Consider the following 22,157-nt stretch of genomic DNA (forward strand, 5'->3'; position numbering starts at 1 on the left):
GGCGGCCGGCTCAGCGCGGTCGAGACGCTCGCCGCTCGTAGGCGGTGAGCGCGAGGGCCGCCATCAACACGACCGCCGCCACGACCGCCTGACGGGTGTGCAGCGGCGGTTCCAGGGTGACCGCCTGGGCCACGATGGTGGCGCGGTTGGCGCGGAGCGTGAGGCCACCTCCGTCGGCGTTGTCCGCCCGGTGGATGTGGCCCTCGACGCGGACGACGTCGCCCCGCCGGCCCGGACGCCCTGGAGTGAGCTGTCCGACCTCGATCCGATCGGCGGGCAGCCACACGGCCAGCCCGGTGTTCGTCCCGCTCAGCTCGGCGTGGGCCGGGAGCGGTCCGGTCTCCAACGCGTAGGCGTCGTCGTTGAGCAGGACCCAGGCACCGCGGTCGCGTCGGAGCACGTCTCCGATGACCTCGCCGACGAAGACGACGGCAGGAGCGCCTCGCCCCGACGGCGAGAAGGTGTCGGGGCAGGCGATCACCTCTGAAGAGCGGGCCAGACCGACGGGTTCTGGGACCGGCCCGAAGCCTTCGAGCTGCGCGGGACGGTCGGCGAGCGTGCGCTGGCACGTGGCGACGGTCGGCTGACCGCCGCGCTGGCTCTGCGCCGCCGGCGCGACCGGCTCGAGCCGCCGCGACGGGGCCGTGGCACGCAGGTGGCTGAGCAACCCCACCACCAGCGCCACCACGACGGCGGCCAGGGCGAGTTGGGCGATCGAGCGACGGCTCACAGCGGGGCGGCGGGTCACGTCCGCCCCCGGACTGCGGCCAGCAGGGTCGCCAGCAGAGCGAACACGGCCATGAACTCCAACCGGCCGATCCACATCTGGACGATGTAGCTGACCTTCAACGGCGTGGCCAGGTCCGGTCCGGTGATCCCCACCGACAGCCCGACGTTCGCCGAGGCGGAGGTGGATTCGAACATCGCCTCGGTGAAGTCGAAGCCGTAGAACAGGCCGAGGATGCCACCGGCGATGTAGGTCAGCAGGTACAGGAGCAGGACGGTCACCGACGAGCGGACCTGGTCGTCGCGGAGGATGCGCCGGCGCTGCGAGTGGTAGGTCGCGACGACCAGGGCGGACTCGGGCAGGACGACGCGCCGGATGTCCTTCCACAGGCCCTTGGCGGTGATGCCGACGCGGATCGCCTTGATCCCTCCGGCCGTGGACGACGCCATCCCGCCCAGCGCCATCGCCCCGACGATCGCGGCCGGGGCAAGCAGCCCCCAGTCGGTGATGAACAGCCGCGGCGCGGTGACCGCAAAGCCGGTCCCGGTGTGTGCCGACAGGACCGTGAAGAAGCCCTTGCGGAACAGCGGGATCGCGTCGCCGTAGGTGCCGGCACGGCCGAGACCGATCATGGTCAGCACGGCCAGGACGAGCAGGGTCGCCGCGATCGTGCGGGTCTCGACGTTACGCAGCAGCTCCACGCGGTTGCCGCGCCACAGCTGGTAGTGCAGGCCGAACGACATCGTCCCCGCCACCATCAGGGCCACGATCACCCCCTCGACCGCCGCCGAGTGGTAGTACGCGATGCTGCTCGACTGGGGGGTGAAGCCGCCGGTGTCGAAGGCGGCCATGAACAGCTCCACCGACTGGATCAGCGCGCGGCCCGGCCCGAGGCCGGCCGCGACCAGGACGGCCAGCAGAGAGGCGGTCCCGATGGCCAGGTAGCCGAACGACACGCGCCAGATGAAGCGGGCGGTGCGGACGACGTTGGGCATGATCCGCTCGTCGCGTGCCTCGCCCAAGTACAGGGTGCCGGCCTGGCCGACCGCCCCGCCGAACAGGCTCAGCATCGCCAGGACCATCCCCTGTCCGCCGGCGAAGTGCATCAGATGGCGCCACAGGTTGACCGAGTACGCGAGGTGATCCAGGTCGTGCAGCACCGTCAGCCCGGACGTGGTCAGCCCCGACATCGCCTCGAACATCGCGTCGACGAAGCCGCTCACGTGGCCGGACAGGTACAGCGGGATCGCGGCGAAGACCGAGCCCACCAGCCACGACAGTGATGCGATCAGCATCCCGTGCGACCAGTCCAACGGTGCCCGCGTGTGCAGCCGGAGTTCGGTCACGCGCCCGGCGCCGATCGCCAGGGCCATGCTGATCAGGAACGCCGTGAACGCGTTCCACTCGCCGAGGCCCAGCGCCACCAGTGCCGGCAGCGCCTGGATCGCGCCCAGGATCGTGACGACCCTGCCGACGTAGAAGGCGACCAGGCGTGCATCGTCGCGATCCGGCCGGAGGAACACGCGGGCGCCTAGAAGACCAGCGACACCACGACGGCGATGGCGAACGCGATCACGCTGATCGCCGCCGCAGCCAACGCGACGAAGCCGATGCCGAGGACCGGCTCGGCGAGGGTGACGGAGCGTTCCCGGACCGGGTCGCGGACGGTCATCGCCGCGCGGTCCGGCCGACCAGCATCCGGCGCAGCTCATCCTCGAGCTCCGGGGTGGTGAGCGCGATCACCTCGTCGCCGGGGAGGATCTGGGTGGAGCCGCGCGGGATGATGGTCTGCTCCGACCCGGCGTCGCCGCGGAAGATCGCGACCAGGACCGCGTCGAGTGGCAGGTCGAGTTCCTGGACGGTCCGCGGCGGCGGTGCGTCGGCAGCGTCGTGGTCGGGGATCCTCACCTCCACCAGATCGACCTTGCCGGCCTTGAGCGTGTAGAGGTGGATCAGTTCCCCGACCGTGACCTCCTCCTCGAGCAGCCGCGAGATCAGTGTGGTGGACGACACCGCCTCGATTCCCATCAGCTCGAAGATCTCGACGTTCTTGGGTGAGTTGACCCGCGAGATCACCCTTCTCACGCCGAACTCGGCTCGGGCCAGCTGGCAGGCCACCAGGTTGTCATCGTCCTCACGGGTCGTGGCGACGAACACGTCGGCGCGGTCGACGCGGGCCTGCTCCAGGTAGCGCACATCGCAGGCGTCGCCCTCGATGACCAGCACCGGGTACTGGGCGACGAGCGACTCGCAGCGTCCCCGCTGGCGTTCGATGATGCTGACCTCGTGGCCGCGCTCGATCAGGTCGGCGGCGATGTACCGACCGACCTTCCCGCCACCGGCGATGACGACGAACATCACCGCCCACCGTGGACGTGGGCGCGGGGTCGTCGTTCGTCGACCACGAGGTGGCGGACACGGGGGTGGACCCCGCGGCGTGCTGCGGCGACCACCAGGTCACCGCGCTCGAGGCGGTCGGTGGGGCCGGGGATGAAGACGCGCTCGCCGCGCTGCACGGCGCTGACCCGCAGCTTCCCGCTGATCTCGAACCGGTCCACGGTCAACCCGTTGGCGGCATCCGCCAGGATCATCTCGACGACCTCCACGTCGGGGTCCTCGAACGCCAGGTGCTGGCGGAACGTGGCCTCGCGGAACTCGTTGAGGAACTGCTTGGCCAGCAGCCCGGTCGCGGACACGTACCGGACGCCGAGCTTGCGGTAGCTCGCCTCCCGTTCCGGGTTGAACAGGCGGGCAACCGCACGTCGCACGCCGTAGATGTGGACGCCGATCTCCACGGCCATCAGGTTGGCGTTGTCGAAGCGGGTCACCGCCAGCAGCCCGTCGGCGTGGCCGATCTCCGCTCGTTCCAGGGTGTCACGGTCGGTGACGCTGCCGACCAGGGTCTCGCCGTTGAACGTGGTGCCCAGCCGGTCGAACGCGGTTGCGTGCACGTCGATGACGATCACGTCCTCGCCCTCGCTGGACAGCCGGGTGGCGATCTCGGCGCCCAGCCGACCACAGCCTCCCACGATCACGTGCACGCGTTCCTCCGGCAACGACCGTCGGTGTATGGAACCACAGCCTCCCCGGCAGCACCGCCAGGACCTGCGGCGACCCCGGTACCCTTCGGCCAGATCGCCGCGACCAGCCAGGATCCCACGTGCCCGTCACGCCACACACCCTGTTGCTCGCTGCTCCCCGCGGGTTCTGCGCCGGGGTGGACCGTGCCGTGGTGATCGTCGAGAGGGCGCTCGAAGCCTACGGGCCGCCGGTGTACGTCCGTCATGAGATCGTGCACAACACCCACGTGGTCGAGTCGCTGCGCCGGCGGGGTGCGGTGTTCATCGAGGACGAAGGCGAGGCCCCCGACGGGGCGGTGATCGTCTTCAGCGCCCACGGCTCACCGGCTTCGGCCTACCAGCGATCCGGCGAGCGTCACCACACGCTGATCGATGCCACCTGCCCGCTGGTCACCAAGGTGCACGCCGAGGCACGCCGCTACGCCGACCACCACCACGACATCGTGCTGATCGGCCACCAGGGTCACCAGGAGGTGATCGGCACGATGGGTCAGGTCCCGGGCCGGGTCACGTTGATCGAGACGCCCGACGAGGTGGAAACCCTGCCCTTCCCCCGCGACGCGTCCGTGGCGTACATCACGCAGACGACGCTGTCGATGGACGACACCGCGGAGGTCGTCCGCCGCCTGAACGGGCGGTTCCCGCACCTCGTGCGTCCCAAGAGCGACGACATCTGCTACGCCACACAGAACCGCCAGGACGCGGTGAAAGCGCTGGCGGGGCGGTGTGACCTGGTGCTGGTCGTGGGATCCCAGACCTCGTCGAACTCGAAGCGGCTGGTCGAGGTGGCCCGCGACCGGGGCGTCGCGGCGGAGCTGATCGACGACCTCACCGAGATCGACGAGCGGTGGCTCGATCGTGTGGACGTCGTCGGACTGACCTCGGGCGCCAGTGCGCCGGAGGTCCTGGTCGAGCAGGTGGTCGACTGGTTCCGCGCCCGTGGGACCCGGACGGTGGACACCGTCCACCTGGTCGATGAGGACGTCGAGTTCCAGCTGCCGGCCGTCTTGGCCCGCAAGCTCGCCGAGGCCGGTTGAGCATCGGGTCGTGCGGCGCGCCTGGGAGCGACCGGGGTGCGTCACGTGCCGGTGTACGCCTCCCACAGCACATCCGCCAGGAGGTCGCGCTGCCACGGACGCAGCCCAGCCGCCTCGACCAGCTCGTCGGGCGACGCGGGGTCGCTCAGCGCTGCGGTCCAAAGCACCCGCCCCGGGCACAGGAATCCGGGGTCGACGCCGAGCTGGTCGGCGACGCGGGCGCGCGCCCGGCGCATCCGGTCGTGTGCCGCACGGTCGTCGTCGTCTGCCCGTCGCAGCCCCGATGGGCTGGGCTCGTCGGGGGATGAGGCGCCGCGGCGGACGGCGGCCAGGAGGCGGTGGCCGTGTTGCCGGATCTGGCGGCCGTCGAGCCCGCGTCGCTGCAGGACGTTCAGCGTCGCGGGGGGGTGGGCCGCGATCGCGATCAGCGTGTCGTCGCGGGCGATGCGTTGCGGCGCGAGGTCCTCCTCGCGCGCGATCGCTTCGCGCTCGTCCCAGACCGCCTTGAGGACCGCCCGGCCGTGCCCGTCGAGGCGGCCGAGCCCTCTCGTCCGACCCCAGGACCGGGCCTGGATGTGGACGTGTTCCACCGTGGCGGTGAGCTCCTGCTCGTACCAGCTCGTGCGGGCGAGGTCCTCCAGGTGCGTCGACAGGGCCTCCCACAGTCGCGGCAGGTGCACCACGTCGCCGGCTGCGTAGGCGAGCATGTCGTCCGTGAGCGGCCGCCGCGACCAGTCGGCCCGCTGGTAGTGCGCCTTGTCGCCGCTGAGCCGCACGTTCAGAACCTGCTCGAGGAGCGGTGCGAGCCCGGTCGGCAGGCCGAGCACGGCCGCTGCGATGGCCGTGTCGGCCAGTCGCGCCGGCGTACAGTGATCGACCAGCGCTGCGCCAGCGCTCGCCAGCGGCTCGACGTCGTTCTCGAGCGCGTGCAGAACCACCAGGCGCTCCCCCAGGAAGGACCCGAGCGGCTCGAGGTCGTCCAGTGCGAGCGGATCCAGGATGATGCAGCACCCGTCCACCCCGACCTGGACGAGGGCGGCTTCGCGGACGTAGCGGTGGCCGTCGGCCCGTTCCACGTCGATTCCCACTGTCGGGGCGTCGACCGCCGTGAGGGCTTGCATGACCTCGGCGGGTTCGTCGACCAGACGGACCTCCACGAGCAGGCAGGCTATCGGCGGTGTCAGGATGTGGTGTGGAGGAGGCTGGCGTGACCGACCGCCCCGACACCCTCGGGCTGCTGTGCGTGCACCCGCACCCCGACGACGAGTCGATCGCGTGTGGTGGGGTGCTGGCCCGGTACGCCGACGAGGGCCTGCGCGTGGGGGTGGTGACGTGTACCGGCGGGGAGGAGGGCGAGAACCTGTCGGGCATCGACCTCGGCGACGAGGACATGGCGGTTGTCCGCCGCCGTGAGCTCGCAGCAGCCATCGCCGTTCTGGGCGTGACCGACCACCGCACCCTGGGGTACCGCGACAGCGGCATGGCCGGCGCGACCAGCAACGAACATCCCGACAGCTTCCACCGGGCGGACCTGGACGAGGCGGCCGCCCGGCTGGCCGCCATCATCCGTGACTTCCGCCCCGCGGCGGTCGTCAGCGACGACGACCGCGGGACCTACGGCCACCCGGACCACCTCAAGGCCCACACCGTCACCGGCCGCGCGATCGAGCTCGCCGCCGACCCCGATGCTGCACTGCCGGCGATCCCGTGGGACGTCGCCAAGTGGTACGTGCACGTGCTGCCGCGCAGCCGGCTCCACGCGCTGCACCGGCGGTTGCTGGATGCCGGGATCGCGTCGCCGTTCGGGCGTGGTCCCGTGCCCGATGGCGAGGACATGCCGTTCGGGGTCGCCGACGAGCGGGTCACCACAGCCGTGGACGTGCGTCCCTGGCTGGGGAGGAAGCGTGCGGCCATGCGTGCTCACGGTTCCCAGATCGGGGCGGATTCGTTCTTCCTCAACCTGCCGGATGACGTCAGCCAGGACGTGTTCGGGATGGAGTACTTCGTCGTCGAGCGGGGGACGCCCGCGAGCGCGGACGTGGAGGACGATCTGTTCGCGGGGCTGCGTGGGGCGGATCGGTGAGCCGCCCGCAACGCCGCGCCGACCTGACCCCGCGCGCGTTCCGTGACGTGATGGCGCGGTTCGCGACCGGCGTCGCGGTCATGACCACCGTCGCCGACGGGGTCCCCCACGGCATGACCGCCAACGCCGTGTGTTCGGTGTCGCTTGACCCTCTGCTCGTGCTGGTGTGCGTGGAGCGGGGGTCCACCATGGCCCACGCGGTCGGTGACAGCCAGGTGTTCGCCCTGTCGGTCCTGCACGAGGACGACGAGGGTCTGGCGATGCACTTCGCTGATCCCTACCGGCCCCACGGGGACACCGAGTTCAACCGCATCGCCACCCGCAAGGAGGTGACGGGCTCGCCGGTGCTGGACGTGGCGATCGCGTTCGTCGACTGCCGGGTGTGGGCTGTGTACGACGGAGGCGACCACCTCGTCGTGGTCGGCGAGGTCGCCGCGCTCGGCCTCGCAGACGACGACGACCCGCTGCTGTTCTACCGTGGCGCCTACCGGGGGGTGCGACCGGAAGGGTCGGGATGATGGAGAGCCGCGAGGTGCAGCTCGACACCCGTGGGCAGCGCGTGACGGACGTCACCGACCAGGTCCGCAGCTTCGCCCGCGACGTGGGCGGCGATGGCCTGCTCCACGTCTTCCTCCCGCACGCCACAGCCGGGTTGGCGCTGATGGAGACCGGAAGCGGATCGGAGCGTGATCTCGAGGAGGCGCTCGAGCAGGAGCTGCTCCCGCGCGACGATCGCTACACGCACCGCCACGGCTCGGTCGGCCACGGCGCCGACCACCTGGTGCCCGTCCTGGTGTCGCCGACGCTGGTCCTCGCGGTGCAGGGTGGCGACGTGGTGCTGGGCACCTGGCAGAGCATCTGTGTGGTCGACACCAACCGCGACAACGACCGCCGCCGCTTGCGTCTGACGGTGTTGCGTTCCGCCTGACCGGTGACGGCCGAGCGACGCGTCTGTTCGAGCCGTGCCCGCTCCTGCGAGCGGCGGTGGATCGTGGCGCTCGTCGTGCTGACCGTGATGGCGCCCGCGTGCCGTCCGGGGACCGAGCCTCGGCCGGGCCAGACGCCGACCGACACGACCCCCTTCACACCGTCTCCCCCCGCACGCGGACTCACCGTCGGGATCGTGCTGGCGCCTCCGACCGAGCTGATCGCCTCGTTGCAGAGCGACATCGTGCGGTCGACCGCGGAACGGCTCCACGACGTCATCGACCACGACGTGCGGGCCGTCCGAGTGCTCGAACCGCCGCAGGAGGACTTTCGGGGCGACCAGCTCGCGTTCCTGGCGGACGAAGGCTTCACGCTGGTCTGCACGGTCGGCCAGGCAGGCGCCGACGACGTGGCGCGGCTGGCGCCCCAGTACCCGGCCACCCGGTTCTGTCTCCTCGACGGCCGGCTCGCCGACCCGCCTGCCAACGCCATGTCGGTGAGCTGGCGCGTCGAGGAGGGTGCCTTCCTGGCCGGGGCTGCCGGGGCGCTCGTCACATCGGTGGGTGCGACCGGGATCGTCAGCGCCGTCCCTCCCGGGTCGGCGGACCGCGTGCGCATCGGATTCGAGGCCGGCGCGCGGTTCATCCGCAGTGACATCCCGGTCGTGATGGCGCCGGCCACCGTCGACCAGGACGTCGCGATGTCCGTCGCCGTCCGCACGGCGCGGGAAGCAGCCACCGCGCAGTTCGACGCCGGCGTGCCCACGCCGTGCCTGATGCCGGTGGGCGGGACCGCCGTCGTCCGTGGGGTCGGCGAAGCCGCGGCCGCCTCCGACGGGCTGGTGCTCGGTTGGGCAGTCGACGTGACCCGTCTGCTGGACGAAGACACCGGTGTGGCCCACGTCCTGGGATCGGTGACGAAGCGGTTCGACACCGCCCTGGCGCTGGTCGTGGAAAGCGCCTTCGAGGGCGGCGATCGTGACATCCGGCTCGGGTTCGCCGAGGACGGGTTCGCGTTCGTCCCCGGTCCCAGCCCCAGCTACGGCCCGATCGCCGCTCAGCTGCGTGAGGTCGCCGACGCCATCGAAGAGCGCCGGGTCATCGTCCCTGGCCGCGAACAGCGGTGACGCCGACCGTGCCTCCCTTCGGACCGGCGCGCGTCCTCAAGCCCCACGACCCCCCGGCCTACGATGACCTCATCGGACGAGCGGAGGCCGCGGGTGCGTCGCGCGAAGATCATCGCGACCCTGGGGCCGGCCCTCGACGACCCTGCCCGGCTCCGGGCGGCCCTGTTCGCGGGGATCGACGTGGTCCGGTTGAACTTCTCCCACGGGACGCACGAGACGCACGCGGAGCGCTTGGAGCGGGTCCACAAGCTGGCCCCCGAGATCGGCCGCCCGATCGGCAGCCTCGGCGACCTGCAGGGTCCCAAGATCCGCCTCGGGGAGCTCCCCAGCGACGGGGTCGAGCTCGTCGACGGCGGCGACGTCGTCCTCATGGGGGGGAGCGAACGGCTCGACAGCTACCACGACGGCGCCGGGACGCCGCTCCTGCCGGTGGTGTACGAGGGGTTGAGTGGGGACGTCGAGCCCGGGGCGCTCGTGCTCATGGACGACGGTCTGCTGCGGCTGGTCGCGTCCCGGATCACCGACGGCGAGGTCCACTGCCGGGTCGTGGCCGGCGGCGTGGCCCGGTCGCGCAAGGGCGTCAACCTGCCCGGGGTGGCGGTGTCAGCCAAGAGCCTGACCGCCAAGGACCGCGAGGACCTGGCCGCCATGCTCGACATGGGGGTCGACTGGGTCGCGCTCTCGTTCGTTCGTCGACCGGAAGACATCAACGAGGTCCGCCAGTTCATCCGCGAGCGCGGAGGCGAGCAGCCGGTGGTGTCCAAGCTGGAGCGGCCGGAGATCCTCGACAACCTCCCCGCGATCGTCAAAGCCTCGGACGCCGTGATGGTGGCGCGCGGTGATATGGGGGTAGAGGTCGGTCCCGAGCGCGTCCCGGCCCTGCAGAAGGAGATCATCGCGATGGCCAACTCGACTGGCCGACCGGTGATCACCGCCACCGAGATGCTCGACTCGATGATCCGCAGCCCCCGACCAACGCGCGCTGAGGCGTCGGACGTGGCCAACGCCGTCTTCGACGGCACCGACGCGTTGATGCTGTCGGGCGAGACGGCGGCCGGGCGGTACCCGGTCGAGGCGGTGCGGACCATGGCCAGGATCATCGAGGTGGCCGAGAGCAGCCGCCACCTCGTGCACCCACCGGAGCCCGGTGCCGACGACATGGCGATCGATCGTGTGGTCGCACGGGCCGCGGTGCAAGCGGCCGAGGACGCCCGGGCCAAAGCCGTGGTCGTGTTCAGCCTGAGCGGCTCGTCGGTGCAGCTGGTGTCGAAGTTCCGTCCCAACGTCCCGATCGTGGGGTTGACCCCTCGCGAGGACACCGTCCGGCGGTTGACGCTGATGTGGGGGACCGCGGGTGAACTCGTCCCCGAAAAGGACCACACCCGTGACCTCATCGTGTCCGCCGAGGAGGTCTGCCTGGGATCCGGGTACGGCCAGCGCGGTGATGCGGTCGTCATCGTCTCGGGGATCCCTGGGGGCCACGGCGGGACGAACCGGATCCTGGTCCACCGTCTCGGCCACACCCCGGGTGACTGAACTGATGCCGGGACGGCATCTGAAGTTCCCGGGCCAGCGCGTGACGTGACGGCCGCCCGGCCCCGCCTGAAGGAGCCGTCAGGCCAGCGTCCGCACGGCCGGGAACGGCCGCGCCCCCCGCGCTGGCCGGCCGTCTTCGCCGGCGTGTACGCCGCCGTGACCGCCGCCACAATCGTGGCGTGGTTCCTGGTCGGCGATCTGTGGTGGACCCAGCCGGTGCACGCCACGACGTTCTACTGGCCGCTCCCGGCCGTGCCGCTGGCGGCACTGGCCCTGGTGCGTCGTCGGTGGCGGGTTGCGCTCCTCCTCGCGGTGCCCGCCGGCCTCTTCGTGACGGCCTACGGGGGGCTGTTCGTCGGCGCGTCCCCGGCCGTCGACGGTGACGTCCGGGTCGCCTCGTACAACACCTACATCCGGTCGTCGGACCTGTCGCACGTGTTCAGCATCGCACGCGCCGAGAGGCCGGATGTGCTCCTGGTCCAGGAGATCACGCCGCGGCGCGCGGCGGAGCTCGAAGCTGAGCTGGGCGACACGTACCCGCATCGCTGGTTCGGGGACGAGGTCGGGCGCGTCGGCGGGGTCGGTGTGCTGTCGCGCTTCCCGATCGTCGCGCTCCGTCCGGTCCCACCCCCGCGACCAGCGTCACGGCCCACCGCGGTGGTCCACCTCGACGTCGGCGGCCGACCGTTGCAGATCGTCCCCGTGCACCTGACGTCGCCCTGTCCGGACTGTGGGGCGTCGTTGCTCGGCCGACAGCGGCTCGAGGTCGATGTCCGCCGGGCCGAGATCGACGCGGCCCTGGCCGAACTGGATCCGGACATCCCCGCAGTCGTCGGCGGCGACCTGAACTCGACCCGGCGGTCGGACCCCTACCGCCACCTGGTCGCGGCCGGGTTCCGTGACCCCCAGATCGAGGCGGGGGCCGGGCCGGGGTTCACGTGGCCCGCTGGCACCGATCGGCTGCCTGACCGGCCTCTGCTGCGCATCGACTGGGTCATGGCACGCGGGATGATCCCCGTTGACGCGTGGGTCGCGTCGACCGACGGCTCCGACCACCGCCCCGTCCTGGCCGATCTCGCCTGGCCGGGAGGGGCGGGGGGATGACCGAGGTCCCCGACGAGCTCCGCGATGAGCGGTACTGCTACCTCACCACCACCCAGCGGGTGACCGGCCGGCGGCATACCGCCGAGCTGTGGTTCGTCCCGGCCGAGGGAGGGGTGTACCTGTTCAGCGGCTCCGGGGGGCTGACCACCTGGTGCCTGAACCTGCAGGCGTCCGAGCAGGGCGTGCTGCGCATCGACGGGCGGTCGTGGTTGGCGCGGGCGGCGTTCCTGGGTGAGGACGACGATCGGCGGGTCGAGGCCCTCAACGCCTTCCACGGCAAGTACGACCCGCCCGGCAAGGACCGCACCGGTCCGTGGATCCGGAACGCGGTGGTCGCCCACGTCGTGCTGGTCCGTGAGGTCGCCTGACCCCTTAGCCCGGCCTTAGCCCGGTAGCACGACCGTCTTGAGCGCGGTGCACTCGTCGATTGAGTAGCCCAGCCCCTCCCGGCCGACGCCGGAGTCGGGGGTGCGGCCCCCGAACGGGAAGTGGCCCACCCCGTGCGACGGGGCGTCGTTGACGGTGACCATCCCGACCTCCAACGCGCCGGCCACGCGCCACGCCCGGTTCAGGTCTGACGTGAACACCGCGGAGTCCAGCCCGTACCGCGACCGGTTCGCCACATCGAGGGCGTCGTCCTCGTCGCGGACCTTGACGATCGTCAGGACCGGACCGAACGTCTCCTCCCACACGATGTCCGCGTCGAGGGGGACCGCGGCCAGGACGGTGGGTTGGTGGTAGGCCGCGTCGGTCTCGCCACCGGCGAGCAGCTCCGCACCCTTGTCGAGGGCGTCGCGGACCAGGCCGTGCACGGTCTCGCAGGCTTCGGCGTTGACCAGAGGCCCGATGCCGACGCCGTCCGCGCGCGGGTCGCCGGCCGTCCAGGTCTGGGCCTCACCCAGCGCCCGCTGCACGTACTCGTCGTACACCGCCTCCTCGACCAGGATGCGGCTCAGTCCGGAGCAGCGCTGGCCTGCCAGCTTGAACGCCCCGGCCACGGTCTTGGCCGCCGCGTCCTCGACGTCGGCGTCGGACAGCACGATCCCGGCACCGTTGCCGCCCAGCTCCAGGTGGATCGGCTTGGGCCCGGCTGCGCGGGCGAGTGCACGCCCCGCCGTGCTCGACCCCGTGAACGACACCATGGAGATGTCCGGGTGGGACGCCAGCGCGTCGCCGAGCTCACTGCCGGGTCCGGTGACGACGTTCAGCGCGCCCGCGGGCAGACCCGCCTCCTCCAGGGCCCGGGCGAACATCAGCAACGCGACCGGGGCGTCCGAGGGTGCCTTGGCCACGACGGTGTTCCCGGCCGCGAGCGCCGGGATGATCTTGGAGGCGGGGATGAACAGGGGGTAGTTGAACGGGCCGATCGCTGCGACCGTGCCGAGCGGCTCGCGCAGCACCACGCCGCGTTTGCCGATCGTCCCGGGGATCCAGTCGCCGGGGATGTACTCGCCGAAGATCTTCCGGACCTCCTCACGGACGAGGTCGAGCCGCTCGATGGTCGTGCCGGCCTCGGAGTCCGCTGACGCTGCGGTCTTGCCCAGGTCGATCGTGATCGTGTGCTGGAAGGCGCTGCGGGAGCCAGCCATCACCTGGGCCGCGTCCTCGCAGATCCGCAGGCGCTCGGCGGCGGGGACCTCCAGGAAGCCGGTCCTGGCGGCGGTGGCCGCCGCGATGGCACGCTCGACGTCGCCCTTCCCGCCCCGTTGCGCGCGGGCGATCAAGGTGCCGTCGATCGGCGAACGGACCTCGAAGTCCTCGCCCGTGTCCGCCGCCTGCCACTCGCCTCCGACCAGGATGCGCAAGGTCGGCACCCCATCGGTCGTCGACGCCACGATCGGCTCGAACAGGTCCGGCAGGTCCAGTTGGGGGGCGCCGATGGCGGACGGCTGCGGGTCGACGAACGTCATCGGTGTCTCCTGTCGGTGTCTCGCTTGTGAGGATGGCATGCGAGGGCCGACCGCACCGATCGCGCGGGTGTCCGTCCGGGGGCGGTCAGATGGTGGGCTGTCCTGCCGTGAGCAGGCGCGGTGCGAGGTCTGCGAGCGCTTGGACGACCTCGGCCCCGTCGGCGTGCTCGATCAGCGGGACGCCGGCCCGGTCGGCGTCGACCACCGCATCGCTCCACGGCAGCTGGGCGACGAGCTCGAAGCCGTGGCGCGCACAGAACTCCGCGATCGCCTCGGCGTCCGCGGGGGAGCGCACCTTGTTGGCCACCACCCCCAACCGCGCGATCGGCAGCTCCTGGGCGAGCGCCGCCATGCGCCGCACCGTCTCCAGGGACCGGAAGTAGGGCTCGGCGACGAGCAGCAGCACGTCGACGTGGCGGGCGGTGCCGCGGCTCAGGTGCTCCGGGGAGGCCTCCATGTCCACGATCGTGGTGATCCGCGGGCTGGCGCCGAGGTCACCGAGCACGGCGCTGACGGTGGCGTGCGCGGAGCACAGGCAGCCCTCGTTGGCGTGGGCGGGCATGCCCATCAACGTCAGACGGACCCCGTCGGGTGCCCTGACCGTGTGATGGTCGAGGACGTCATCGACCGGTTCGACGAGAGCGGGGCCCTGCAACCGGCGTGACACGATCGAGGACGGCAGGATCGCGGGCTCGCCCTCACTCTCGCGGTCCACGCCCAGCGCCGTGGCCAGGTTCGGGTTGCTGTCGGCGTCGATCGCGACCACCGGCGCCCCGGAGCGTGCCAGCAGGCGGGCCAGGGTGGCCGAGATGGTGGTCTTGCCCGCCCCGCCCTTCCCGGCGACGGCGATCCTCATGGCATGACCTCCACGCTCGCGCCCTCGAACAGTTCCTCGTAGCGGTCGAGGTAGCGTCCCAGCAGCCGGCGGACCTCACGCAGGGAACCGGACCACGCATGCAGCCAGTCGCGGCCGTCGTCGGTCACGACGTACGTGCGCCGCGCGGGACCCGAGTCCGACGGCTCCCACCACGACTGGATCAGCCGTTCCTGCTCCATGGCTCGCAGTGCCCGGTACAGCCCGCCCGGGTCGGTCTGTTCCAGACCCAGGTCCGTCAACTGCTCCAGCAGGTCGTAGCCGTGCGACGGCTGCTCGGCCAGGAGCAGCAGCAGGCACGGCCGCAGGAAGTTGCGGGGCAGTCCGCTGGGGGCGTCGGAGGCCATCAGTGTTGGTGCGCGTGCTGGGCGCGCTCCGCGGCGCAGGCCTCAGCCTCTTCGACCGACGCGTGGCACCAGCAGTCGGCGCTGCAGTCGCCGTGCGCCGGCTGGGTCAGGTCGGAGAAGGACGCGGAGAACTCGTCGGCGCCCTCCTTCAGGCCCGTGGCCGACAGGCGGAACCCGTCGCCCACCACCTCCAGGTAGCCGTCGTCGACCAGCCGCTGCAGGTAGGTGATCCCGATCCCGGCGTCCACGCCGAGGAACCGCTCGATCAGGTCGGCGGTGACCACATCCCCGAAGTCGGCCACCCTGCCTCCGCTCTCCTCCTGAACCGACTCGGCCTCGCCCCGCAGCCAGTACATCACCTGCAGGATCTCGCTCCGCCAGTACAGGGCTCGCAGCGATTCGGACTTGGGGACGTGTAGCTGCTCCACGGCGGCTCTCCCGCGATCGAACGTCGACATGATGTCGCGTTGTGAAGGCAGCGTAGCGCCACCGCGGCGGTGCGGCAGGGGCGTCGCTTACAGTCGCTTACAGACGGCCGCTTGGGTGGCGGAGGGACACCTGACCGCGCTGGACATCGCGAGGGGTAGGTGTAGGCTGCACATAGGCCCACCGTCGCTACTGCGGTTACGCGGCGGGGGACGCACACACGACGGGAGAGAGTCGCAGATGGCAGTTCCACGGGAAGCCAAACAGGTCCCCAGCAGGACGCCGGCTCAGCAGCTCCTCGACTACGCCGGACCGGCCAGCCGGTTCAGGCTCGATGAGGACTCCCACGAGATCGGGGACTTCGGGAACCCGACGCGGTCCTTCATGGAGTTTATGCTCGAGCCCGCCGCCAAGGCCAGTACCGGCAAGCGGCTGGGACCGCTGGAGAAGGTCCACGCGTTCTGGTTCGCCGGGATGAGCTGTGACGGGTGCACGGTGACGGTCAGCGGCGCCCACGCACCGTCGGTCGAGAGCCTGCTGCTCGGGGCGCACCCGGGCATCCCCCGGGTCGCCCTGCACCACCCGGTCGTCCAGATCGAGTCGGGCCCCAACTACTTCTACGCCCACGAGCTGGCGGTCAAGGGGGAGCTCGACGCCCCGTACGTGATCATCCTCGAGGGCTCGATCAGCGACGAGGTCCGTGCCTACGAGACAGGTGGGTACTGGTCGGGTGCCGGCGAGGAGCCCTGGGGTCGCGGTGGCGAGCACCGCACCGTGTCGATCGACGAGTGGATCGCCCGGATGGCGCCCGGTGCGGCGGCGTCGATCGCGATCGGGACCTGCGCCACCTGGGGCGGCATCCCCTCGGCGGAGGGCAACCCCACCGGGGCGATGAGCCTGATGGACTTCCTCGGGAAGGACTACCGCAGCGCCTACGGCGTCCCGGTCGTCAACATCCCCGGCTGCGCCCCGATCGGTGACAACTTCACCGAGACGGTCGCGGCCGTCCTGTACTTCCTGCAGGGCTACGGTCCTCTCCCCGAGTTCGACGAGATCGGTCGGCCGGCGTGGCTGTTCGGCGAGACCGTGCACCGCCACTGCGTCCGCGGCGCGTACTACGAGGAGGGCACCTACGCCAAGCACTTCGGCGACCCCGAGTGCCTGGTCGAGATCGGGTGCTGGGGGCCGGTGGTGAACTGCAACATCACCTCCCGCGGCGCCATCAACGGCTACGGCGGCTGCATGAACTCCGGTGGGGCGTGCATCGGGTGCACCATGCCCGGCTTCCCCGACAAGTTCACCCCCTTCTACAAGAAGCCGCCGGGGACGTTGGTGTCATCGAGCATCTCGCGGCTGGTCGGCAGCTTCGTCCGCCCGATGCGCAAGTACACCAACAACCACCTCAACCGTGAGACGCGGTGGGACGAGCACGGCGCGGTGCCCAGCGGCTGGGCCCGCGCGCAGTCCGAGCCAGGGTTCTTCAACGACCTCGGCCACAAGTTCTACGACCGCTTGCGCCGCGGCACCGACACCGGTCGGCGGCGTGGCGACGAGTGGGGCAAGGGCGGCTCCGACACCGTCTGGACCGAGGTGCGTGACCCGTCGCGGGAGGAGGACCTCTCGCTGCGGCCCGGCAGCCGGCGCTGAACGCGGGGCTCCACCCGTAAACGACCAAGGAGAGCGGCAAACATGTGCTTCAAGAACCTCCCCATCGAGTTCGACGCCGCGGGGAACGCGTCCTGGAAGGGCGGGATCCCCGATCCCCAGTCGGTGACGATCGCGCGGCCTGAGCTGTCACTATCCGAGGACGAGCGCCAGGAGCAGATCCGCCGCTTGGTGGCCCGCAACGGGCACATCAAGGACCTCAACATGGACCCGATCACGCGTGTGGCGGGCGCGCTGGCGATCCACGTCGTGGCTGACCTCGACGAGGGTGTGTACCTCGATTCGCATTCGCAGGCGACCCTGTTCCGCGGCTACGAGGTGATCCTGATGGGCCGCGACCCCCGGGACGCGATCTTCGTGTCGTCGCGGGCGTGCGGCGTGTGCGGAGGCGTGCACGCGCACGCCGCGGCCTACGCGATCGAGATGGCGATGGGTCTGACCCCGCCACCGCTGGGCACGGTCGTGCGCAACCTCGGCGAGACTGCCGAGATGGGCTACGACAACCCGCTGCACCTGTACCTGCTGGCCGGTCCGGACTACTCGGAGTCCGTCGTCAAGCAGACCAACCCCGAACTGTGGCCCAAGGCCGAGAAGTGGAAGTGCCCGGGTGCGAACACCCACGGGTTCAAGACGATGGCCGACCTGATGCATGCCCTGAACCCGCTGACGGGTGCCCTGTACCGGGAGGGTCTGGACTTCACGCGGCACTTCCGTGAGTCGTTCGCGCTGCTGCACGGCAAGTACCCGCACCCGCAGACGATCGTGCCCGGCGGCGTGTCGACCACGCTCACGCTCCAGACGCTGAACGAGTACCACTCGCGGCTGGGGAAGGGCTACGACTACGCGCGGCGGATGATCGCCGTGTGGGACGACATCTACGCCTTCTTCATGGAGGCCGACGAGCGCAACATGTGGGTCGGGTACCGTCCGACCAACCACATCGAGCCGGGCTTCTGGGACGACCCCTACGCGTACGACGCCACCTACCAGAACTGCAACGAGTGGGGGTTGCGTCGCTGGTCGACCCCGGGTGTCGTCGTCGACGGCGAGCTGAAGACCAACCGCCTGACCGACATCAACATCGGCTGGGAGGAGTTCGTCGACCACGCGTACTACGACCCGTCCACCACCAGGCGCTACTCGACCGACCCGCTGGGCAACCCGATCACCGAGCACCACCCGTGGAACAAGCGGACCCTGCCCCGCCCGGGCGCGAAGGACTTCCGCGGGAAGTACACCTGGTCGACGGCGCCCCGCTGGGACCGCACCGTCGTGGAGACCGGGGCGTACTCGCGCCTGCTGATGACCGCTCTGTCGCAGCAGCTGCCCGAGAACGACTTCATCGAGGCGACCGGGCACTCGCTGCGGATGGTCATCCCCAAGGCCGAGACCCACGAGACCGAGGTCGAGTGGCACGTCCCGGAGGTGTGGAACGCGCTGGAGCGCAACCGCAGCCGCGCGTACCACTTCCTGTTCTCGCAGCTCGTGGCGATGAACAACCTGCTGCTGGCGTACCGACTGCTCAAGTCGGGCGAGAGGCGCGTCGCTGCCGTCAAGCCAGACGAGCTCGACGACTACATCCCCCGGGAGGAGACCCGCAGCGTCGGCTTCTGGGGAGCGGGTCGTGGCTGGCTGCTGCACCACCTGGTCATGGACCAGGGCAAGATCGTCAACTACCAGATCACGACGCCGTCGACGATCAACGCCTCGCCGCGGGACGCCTTCGACCAGCCGGGTCCCTACGAGGAGGCGGTCATCAACACGCCGATCCTCGAGGACATCTCGGACCCGTCGAAGTTCACCTCGATCGACATGATGCGTTCGGTCCGCAGCTTCGACCCGTGCATGCCGTGCACCACGCACGTGTACACGGGTCAGGGGACCGTGACCCGCGAGGTGAACACCTGCGCTTGCGGCGCGGACCTGTAGTACGCAGCGGGTGAGTACTTCGGACCTGCGGCACCCGGACGTGCCGGGTGCCCGCAGGTCCACGCACAGCACAACAGCCAGCGGGGCGCCGGGCTGGGGGGCTGGTGTGGCCGCCGACGTGACGTCGAGCGTGCCCGCCGTTCGCTGCGGGGCCCTCGCGAACCGAGCACGAACGTTGAGGGGGGACCCACGGTGACCAGCTTCGCCTTCCCGGGCCTGACGAACGTCTTCCTCCAGATCATCCAGGCGCCAACCGCCAACCCGAGCGGGGCCCGTCAGGTCTGGGAGCGTTGGCACGAGAACCTGGCCTCTGGTGCCATCGGGTGGCAGGAGTCCATCGCCGGGGTCACCGATGACGGGCAGTTCATCGCGTTGGTGGAGTTCGTCTCGGAGGAGGCGGCCCGGAACAACCAACAGCGCCCCGAGCAGGATCTGTGGTGGCGTGACATGTCCGCGCAGCTGCAAGGTGACGCGACCTTCCACGAGTGCTCCAGCGTCTCGCAGTACGGTGAGGCTCTCGACGACAGGGCGACGTTCGTTCAGGTCGTCCAGGGACGCGCCGCGCAGATCGAACGGCTGCTGGGCGAGGTACCGCAGCGCGAGCACCACCATGCCTACGAGACCGATCTGGACCTGCTCGGTGGGCTGATCGGCATCCACGACGGGGGGGAGTTCACCGAGGTCGTGTACTACCCGTCGGAGGACGCGGCCCGCGACCCCGAGACCGGCCGGTCCCGTGAGCGCGGCGTTTCGATGATCGAGTTCCTGGCCGACCACATCTCCGACATCCGGTACCTGAACATCCGCGACCCCTGGATCCACCGCCACTGATGCGGCCGTCGGTGCCGATCCCCGGCCGGTAGGGCCCGTGAGCATCATTGTCGGGGCGGTCAGCCAGCTCTACCAGGGTGACCTGGACGTGGGGCGTCACGTCCTGGAGGAGTTGGCCAGAGACGACCTGGGCGACAACGTCTCCCTCGAGGACTTCCACTACGGGGCGGTGGCGGTCACCCAGCGCCTCGAGGAGCTCGATCCGTACACGTTGGTGATCGTCGGTCCCGAGGAGCGCGATCGCGAGCCCGGCACCGTCGAGCGACGCAGGATCGATTCGCTCGACATCGACCCGGCCGACGTGCAGGTTGCGATCGGCGACGCAGGGACAGGGTACGTCACGGTCGGGTTGCTCCTGGAAGTGGCCTGGGGGCTGGAGGCGCTGCCACCCCGGACGGTGACGATCGAGTTGGAGCCGGTCCTCGTGGGGCCGGGCGAGGAGATGTCAGCCGAGGCTCGGGCCGCCGTGCCTCAGTTGGCTGACCTCGTCCGGGCGGAGGTGCGGCGAGCCCCCCTCCTGGAGCTCGCCGACCGGATCCGCGGACGGTTGGAAGTCGAAGGCGACCGGCTGGAACCCTCGCCTGCCGTGGAGGCCCTCGAGGCACTCCTCGACGAGCTCGAGATCGTGGATCGCGAAGGACGGTGGGGCCGGACCTTCGCCGAGCGCGACCGGCTGAAGCTGCGCATCTCGATGGGTGAGACCGGGGAGGGCATGGACCAGCTGGACTGGGGCATGTGGTGGGGTCTGATCGAGGAGATCGATCGCATCCAGCCGCTCGAGTCACAGCCTCCGTACCACTGACCCGCTCCGCAGTGACCCCCCTCCGCAGTGACCCTTGACCCCGTCCACTGCCCGTCCGTCGCCGTCTACGGCGAGGTCCTGTGCAGCCACTGCGCCACCGAGGAGGCCGGGATGGCCAACGCGTACCTCGTGTCCCGTCCCACGGCGTAGACCACACCGACGAGCTCACCGCGTGCGTTGAGCACCGGCCCGCCCGAGTAGCCTGGGAGCACGACCGCCTTCACGCGCAGCACGTTGGACGGTTCACCCAGAACGGGCCCTTGAAGCTGGTCGATCACGATGCCCTTCATGGCGGTGAACTCGCCCCCGAGTGGGTACCCGACCACCCGGACGATCTCGCCGGTGCGGGGCGGATGGCGGGCGAACGCGACCGGGTGTCGCAGCGGCCGTGTTGTCCGCAGCACCGCCAGGTCGTGAGCGTCTGCCATGCGCAGGACCTCGACGCCGAGCGCGCGCCCGTCCCACGTCGAGACCTCCAGTGGGCCGGCTCCGTCCACGACGTGCCGGGCCGTGACCAGCAGCCGCGCACCGATGGCGGTGGCGACCCCATGGACGTCCTGGCGTTGTGACACGGTGACGCGGAACGTCGACTCGCGTGCCACCTGTGGCATCAGATCGGCGGGACGTGCCGGAGGTGGTTGGTGGGGCGGCGGCGCCTCGGCGGGGACGGCACGTCCACGGCGTCGCAGCCACCGCCATGCGCCGGCGACGCGAGTGTGGATGCCGCCTCGCGTGGTCCCTCCTCATGGCATCACGGTCGACCGGTAAGGATGGCCCCGCAGCATAGCTGCGGGGCCACACGCTGGCCTGTTCGCCTTTGCACGGGGGCCCGCACGGGGCCCGCTGCCGACACTCACGCGGCGGTCTAGCGCTCCTGGGCGACGCGACGGACGTAGTTGCTCAGCGTCTTGCTCATGGTGTGGATGTCGTGCTTTTCCCTCAGGTGCTGCTCGACCTCACGCTGAAGCTGCTCCTCCGTCCCGGCACTGAAGCGCCCGCTGCAGTCGGCACCGGCGTCCCTTCAGCGGAACTCGTACGCCATGCTGGCTCCCTTCTGTGGTGTCTCCGGTCTCGCCCGAGGTTGCGGCGGGCGACGTGCGGGTCAGGTGTGGGGCGCCCCGTCCGGTTCGAGTGGCGGGGGCGCTACCGCCGGGCTGAGCTGGCCTTCTTGGCGGCCTTCTTGCGGCGCCGACGCGGCGGCTCCGGCGGTTCCTCTTGCGCCTTCCGCTCCAGGAGGTTCTCGAGGCTCCTGCGTGCGCCCTCGATCTCGCGGACCATGTCGCTCATGACCGGCTGCAACGGCTCGGTCTGGTTCACGATCGCGCGCAGTCCCGCGATGATCGTGCCGAGGGTGTTGACGACGTGCCTGAGGTGCATCGCCACGCGCGTCAGATAGATCGCCAAGGCGGCAACCGTGATGGCGGTCGCGATGAGGGTTCCGATGGCGGCGGCTGGCATGTCGTATTCCCCTCTCTACAGCACGTGGTCGAGAGCGGCGGCGTACCGCTGCACGCCGTTGCTCGTTTCCCTCACCAGACTCCGCGTGTCGAGGAGTCCTTCCACATCGTCGAGCGCCGCGAGAACGTTCTGCGCGTGGTCCAAGGCGTCGTCGGCGTAGATCCGGATCTCCTCGATGGGACTCAGAAGGGCGCTCAGCAGCATCAGCACAGCCGGGATCACCACGAACAGGAAGATCAGATTCGCGATCCACCACAGCACCATGGTCGTTACCTCCTGTCGGTCGTTCGGCGGC

Annotated in this window: 25 protein-coding genes and 1 pseudogene; 12 read left to right on the top strand and 14 right to left on the bottom strand. The window is 70.6% G+C overall.

The window, feature by feature from the left end:
* Nucleotides 1–10: 10 nt before the first annotated feature.
* The 5 genes from KY462_00455 to KY462_00475 are packed head-to-tail and all read right to left on the bottom strand — an operon-like array spanning nt 11 to nt 3,768.
* On the bottom strand, nt 11–748 hold the full coding sequence (locus tag KY462_00455) for a hypothetical protein (GenBank protein ID MBW3576216.1): 738 nt from the start codon (nt 746–748) through the stop codon (nt 11–13).
* Entirely contained in the window at nt 745–2,250 is a 1,506-nt protein-coding gene (locus KY462_00460) for a TrkH family potassium uptake protein (protein MBW3576217.1), read from the bottom strand. Before KY462_00460 ends, KY462_00455 begins: the two co-directional genes overlap by 4 nt.
* Before the next feature lie 8 nt (nt 2,251–2,258).
* A complete protein-coding gene (locus KY462_00465; GenBank protein ID MBW3576218.1) occupies nt 2,259–2,399 on the bottom strand; it encodes a hypothetical protein in 141 nt (46 codons plus the stop codon).
* Complete coding sequence (locus KY462_00470; GenBank protein ID MBW3576219.1) at nt 2,396–3,085, bottom strand: TrkA family potassium uptake protein; 690 nt, start codon at nt 3,083–3,085, stop codon at nt 2,396–2,398. The genes KY462_00465 and KY462_00470 overlap by 4 nt, the downstream gene beginning before the upstream one ends.
* Nucleotides 3,085–3,768 (bottom strand): TrkA family potassium uptake protein, encoded by a 684-nt coding sequence (locus KY462_00475; protein MBW3576220.1) that lies wholly within the window; start codon nt 3,766–3,768, stop codon nt 3,085–3,087. Before KY462_00475 ends, KY462_00470 begins: the two co-directional genes overlap by 1 nt.
* A 119-nt stretch (nt 3,769–3,887) precedes the next feature.
* Here KY462_00475 and ispH point away from each other — a divergent pair, with 119 nt between their 5' ends.
* Nucleotides 3,888–4,844 carry a 4-hydroxy-3-methylbut-2-enyl diphosphate reductase gene (gene ispH / locus KY462_00480; protein ID MBW3576221.1) on the top strand — a complete coding sequence of 319 codons (957 nt, stop codon included), beginning with the start codon at nt 3,888–3,890 and terminating at the stop codon, nt 4,842–4,844.
* 41 nt (nt 4,845–4,885) lie between these two features.
* Here ispH and KY462_00485 read toward each other — a convergent pair whose 3' ends face one another.
* Entirely contained in the window at nt 4,886–6,001 is a 1,116-nt protein-coding gene (locus tag KY462_00485) for an HRDC domain-containing protein (GenBank protein ID MBW3576222.1), read from the bottom strand.
* 77 nt (nt 6,002–6,078) lie between these two features.
* Between KY462_00485 and mshB the strand changes: the two genes are divergently transcribed.
* The 7 genes from mshB to KY462_00520 all read left to right on the top strand — a co-directional run bounded on the left by mshB (nt 6,079) and on the right by KY462_00520 (nt 11,988).
* A complete protein-coding gene (gene mshB, locus KY462_00490) occupies nt 6,079–6,927 on the top strand; it encodes an N-acetyl-1-D-myo-inositol-2-amino-2-deoxy-alpha-D-glucopyranoside deacetylase (GenBank protein MBW3576223.1) in 849 nt (282 codons plus the stop codon).
* A gap of 50 nt (nt 6,928–6,977) precedes the next feature.
* Nucleotides 6,978–7,445 carry a flavin reductase family protein gene (locus KY462_00495; protein ID MBW3576224.1) on the top strand — a complete coding sequence of 156 codons (468 nt, stop codon included), beginning with the start codon at nt 6,978–6,980 and terminating at the stop codon, nt 7,443–7,445.
* Nucleotides 7,445–7,855 carry a YjbQ family protein gene (locus tag KY462_00500; GenBank protein ID MBW3576225.1) on the top strand — a complete coding sequence of 137 codons (411 nt, stop codon included), beginning with the start codon at nt 7,445–7,447 and terminating at the stop codon, nt 7,853–7,855. The genes KY462_00495 and KY462_00500 overlap by 1 nt, the downstream gene beginning before the upstream one ends.
* Before the next feature lie 63 nt (nt 7,856–7,918).
* Entirely contained in the window at nt 7,919–8,980 is a 1,062-nt protein-coding gene (locus KY462_00505) for a BMP family ABC transporter substrate-binding protein (protein ID MBW3576226.1), read from the top strand.
* 93 nt (nt 8,981–9,073) lie between these two features.
* On the top strand, nt 9,074–10,516 hold the full coding sequence (pyk, locus tag KY462_00510) for a pyruvate kinase (protein MBW3576227.1): 1,443 nt from the start codon (nt 9,074–9,076) through the stop codon (nt 10,514–10,516).
* Between the two features lie 45 nt (nt 10,517–10,561).
* On the top strand, nt 10,562–11,620 hold the full coding sequence (locus KY462_00515; protein ID MBW3576228.1) for an endonuclease/exonuclease/phosphatase family protein: 1,059 nt from the start codon (nt 10,562–10,564) through the stop codon (nt 11,618–11,620).
* Entirely contained in the window at nt 11,617–11,988 is a 372-nt protein-coding gene (locus tag KY462_00520; protein ID MBW3576229.1) for a hypothetical protein, read from the top strand. The genes KY462_00515 and KY462_00520 overlap by 4 nt, the downstream gene beginning before the upstream one ends.
* 15 nt (nt 11,989–12,003) lie before the next feature.
* Here the strand turns inward: KY462_00520 and KY462_00525 are convergent, their stop codons facing one another.
* From KY462_00525 to KY462_00540, 4 genes are all read right to left on the bottom strand, one after another.
* Nucleotides 12,004–13,530, bottom strand: a complete 1,527-nt coding sequence (locus KY462_00525; protein ID MBW3576230.1) for an aldehyde dehydrogenase family protein — start codon at nt 13,528–13,530, stop codon at nt 12,004–12,006.
* 85 nt (nt 13,531–13,615) lie between these two features.
* The gene (locus tag KY462_00530; GenBank protein ID MBW3576231.1) at nt 13,616–14,386 is read right to left on the bottom strand and encodes a P-loop NTPase; all 771 of its coding nucleotides are present in this window, start codon (nt 14,384–14,386) and stop codon (nt 13,616–13,618) included.
* Nucleotides 14,383–14,751, bottom strand: a complete 369-nt coding sequence (locus KY462_00535) for a PadR family transcriptional regulator (protein MBW3576232.1) — start codon at nt 14,749–14,751, stop codon at nt 14,383–14,385. Before KY462_00535 ends, KY462_00530 begins: the two co-directional genes overlap by 4 nt.
* A complete protein-coding gene (locus KY462_00540; GenBank protein MBW3576233.1) occupies nt 14,751–15,179 on the bottom strand; it encodes a hypothetical protein in 429 nt (142 codons plus the stop codon). The genes KY462_00535 and KY462_00540 overlap by 1 nt, the downstream gene beginning before the upstream one ends.
* 382 nt (nt 15,180–15,561) lie before the next feature.
* On the opposite strand from KY462_00540, the gene KY462_00545 reads away from it, so the two are divergent.
* The 4 genes from KY462_00545 (at nt 15,562) to KY462_00560 (ending at nt 20,404) form a co-directional block, all read left to right on the top strand.
* Nucleotides 15,562–16,824, top strand: a complete 1,263-nt coding sequence (locus tag KY462_00545) for a hydrogenase expression protein HypE (GenBank protein ID MBW3576234.1) — start codon at nt 15,562–15,564, stop codon at nt 16,822–16,824.
* 42 nt (nt 16,825–16,866) lie between these two features.
* The gene (locus tag KY462_00550) at nt 16,867–18,771 is read left to right on the top strand and encodes a nickel-dependent hydrogenase large subunit (GenBank protein ID MBW3576235.1); all 1,905 of its coding nucleotides are present in this window, start codon (nt 16,867–16,869) and stop codon (nt 18,769–18,771) included.
* 192 nt (nt 18,772–18,963) lie between these two features.
* Nucleotides 18,964–19,602: a hypothetical protein gene (locus tag KY462_00555; GenBank protein MBW3576236.1), complete on the top strand. Its 639-nt coding sequence runs from the start codon at nt 18,964–18,966 to the stop codon at nt 19,600–19,602.
* A gap of 37 nt (nt 19,603–19,639) precedes the next feature.
* Nucleotides 19,640–20,404 carry a hypothetical protein gene (locus KY462_00560; protein MBW3576237.1) on the top strand — a complete coding sequence of 255 codons (765 nt, stop codon included), beginning with the start codon at nt 19,640–19,642 and terminating at the stop codon, nt 20,402–20,404.
* A 65-nt stretch (nt 20,405–20,469) separates the two neighbouring features.
* Here the strand turns inward: KY462_00560 and KY462_00565 are convergent, their stop codons facing one another.
* The 4 genes and pseudogenes from KY462_00565 to KY462_00580 form a co-directional block, all read right to left on the bottom strand.
* Nucleotides 20,470–21,015 carry a serine protease gene (locus KY462_00565; GenBank protein ID MBW3576238.1) on the bottom strand — a complete coding sequence of 182 codons (546 nt, stop codon included), beginning with the start codon at nt 21,013–21,015 and terminating at the stop codon, nt 20,470–20,472.
* 254 nt (nt 21,016–21,269) lie between these two features.
* Nucleotides 21,270–21,422 (bottom strand): annotated as a pseudogene (locus KY462_00570) (DUF1059 domain-containing protein).
* A gap of 125 nt (nt 21,423–21,547) precedes the next feature.
* Nucleotides 21,548–21,862 carry a hypothetical protein gene (locus KY462_00575; protein MBW3576239.1) on the bottom strand — a complete coding sequence of 105 codons (315 nt, stop codon included), beginning with the start codon at nt 21,860–21,862 and terminating at the stop codon, nt 21,548–21,550.
* 15 nt (nt 21,863–21,877) lie between these two features.
* Nucleotides 21,878–22,126, bottom strand: a complete 249-nt coding sequence (locus KY462_00580; GenBank protein ID MBW3576240.1) for a hypothetical protein — start codon at nt 22,124–22,126, stop codon at nt 21,878–21,880.
* Nucleotides 22,127–22,157: the final 31 nt, after the last annotated feature.

The organism is Actinomycetota bacterium (assembly GCA_019347675.1).
In the GTDB taxonomy this organism is placed as follows: domain Bacteria; phylum Actinomycetota; class Nitriliruptoria; order Nitriliruptorales; family JAHWKO01; genus JAHWKW01.

Excerpts from the sequence above, each read along its gene's own strand:
- KY462_00465 (MBW3576218.1), bottom strand. The coding sequence starts at position 2,399 with ATGACCGTCCGCGACCCGGTCCGGGAACGCTCCGTCACCCTCGCCGAG.
- KY462_00470 (MBW3576219.1), bottom strand. The coding sequence starts at position 3,085 with ATGTTCGTCGTCATCGCCGGTGGCGGGAAGGTCGGTCGGTACATCGCC.
- KY462_00495 (MBW3576224.1), top strand. The coding sequence starts at position 6,978 with ATGGCGCGGTTCGCGACCGGCGTCGCGGTCATGACCACCGTCGCCGAC.
- KY462_00500 (MBW3576225.1), top strand. The coding sequence starts at position 7,445 with ATGGAGAGCCGCGAGGTGCAGCTCGACACCCGTGGGCAGCGCGTGACG.
- KY462_00520 (MBW3576229.1), top strand. The coding sequence starts at position 11,617 with ATGACCGAGGTCCCCGACGAGCTCCGCGATGAGCGGTACTGCTACCTC.
- KY462_00525 (MBW3576230.1), bottom strand. The coding sequence starts at position 13,530 with ATGACGTTCGTCGACCCGCAGCCGTCCGCCATCGGCGCCCCCCAACTG.
- KY462_00530 (MBW3576231.1), bottom strand. The coding sequence starts at position 14,386 with ATGAGGATCGCCGTCGCCGGGAAGGGCGGGGCGGGCAAGACCACCATC.
- KY462_00535 (MBW3576232.1), bottom strand. The coding sequence starts at position 14,751 with ATGGCCTCCGACGCCCCCAGCGGACTGCCCCGCAACTTCCTGCGGCCG.
- KY462_00545 (MBW3576234.1), top strand. The coding sequence starts at position 15,562 with ATGGAGTTTATGCTCGAGCCCGCCGCCAAGGCCAGTACCGGCAAGCGG.
- KY462_00550 (MBW3576235.1), top strand. The coding sequence starts at position 16,867 with ATGTGCTTCAAGAACCTCCCCATCGAGTTCGACGCCGCGGGGAACGCG.
- KY462_00565 (MBW3576238.1), bottom strand. The coding sequence starts at position 21,015 with ATGCCACAGGTGGCACGCGAGTCGACGTTCCGCGTCACCGTGTCACAA.
- KY462_00575 (MBW3576239.1), bottom strand. The coding sequence starts at position 21,862 with ATGCCAGCCGCCGCCATCGGAACCCTCATCGCGACCGCCATCACGGTT.
- KY462_00580 (MBW3576240.1), bottom strand. The coding sequence starts at position 22,126 with ATGGTGCTGTGGTGGATCGCGAATCTGATCTTCCTGTTCGTGGTGATC.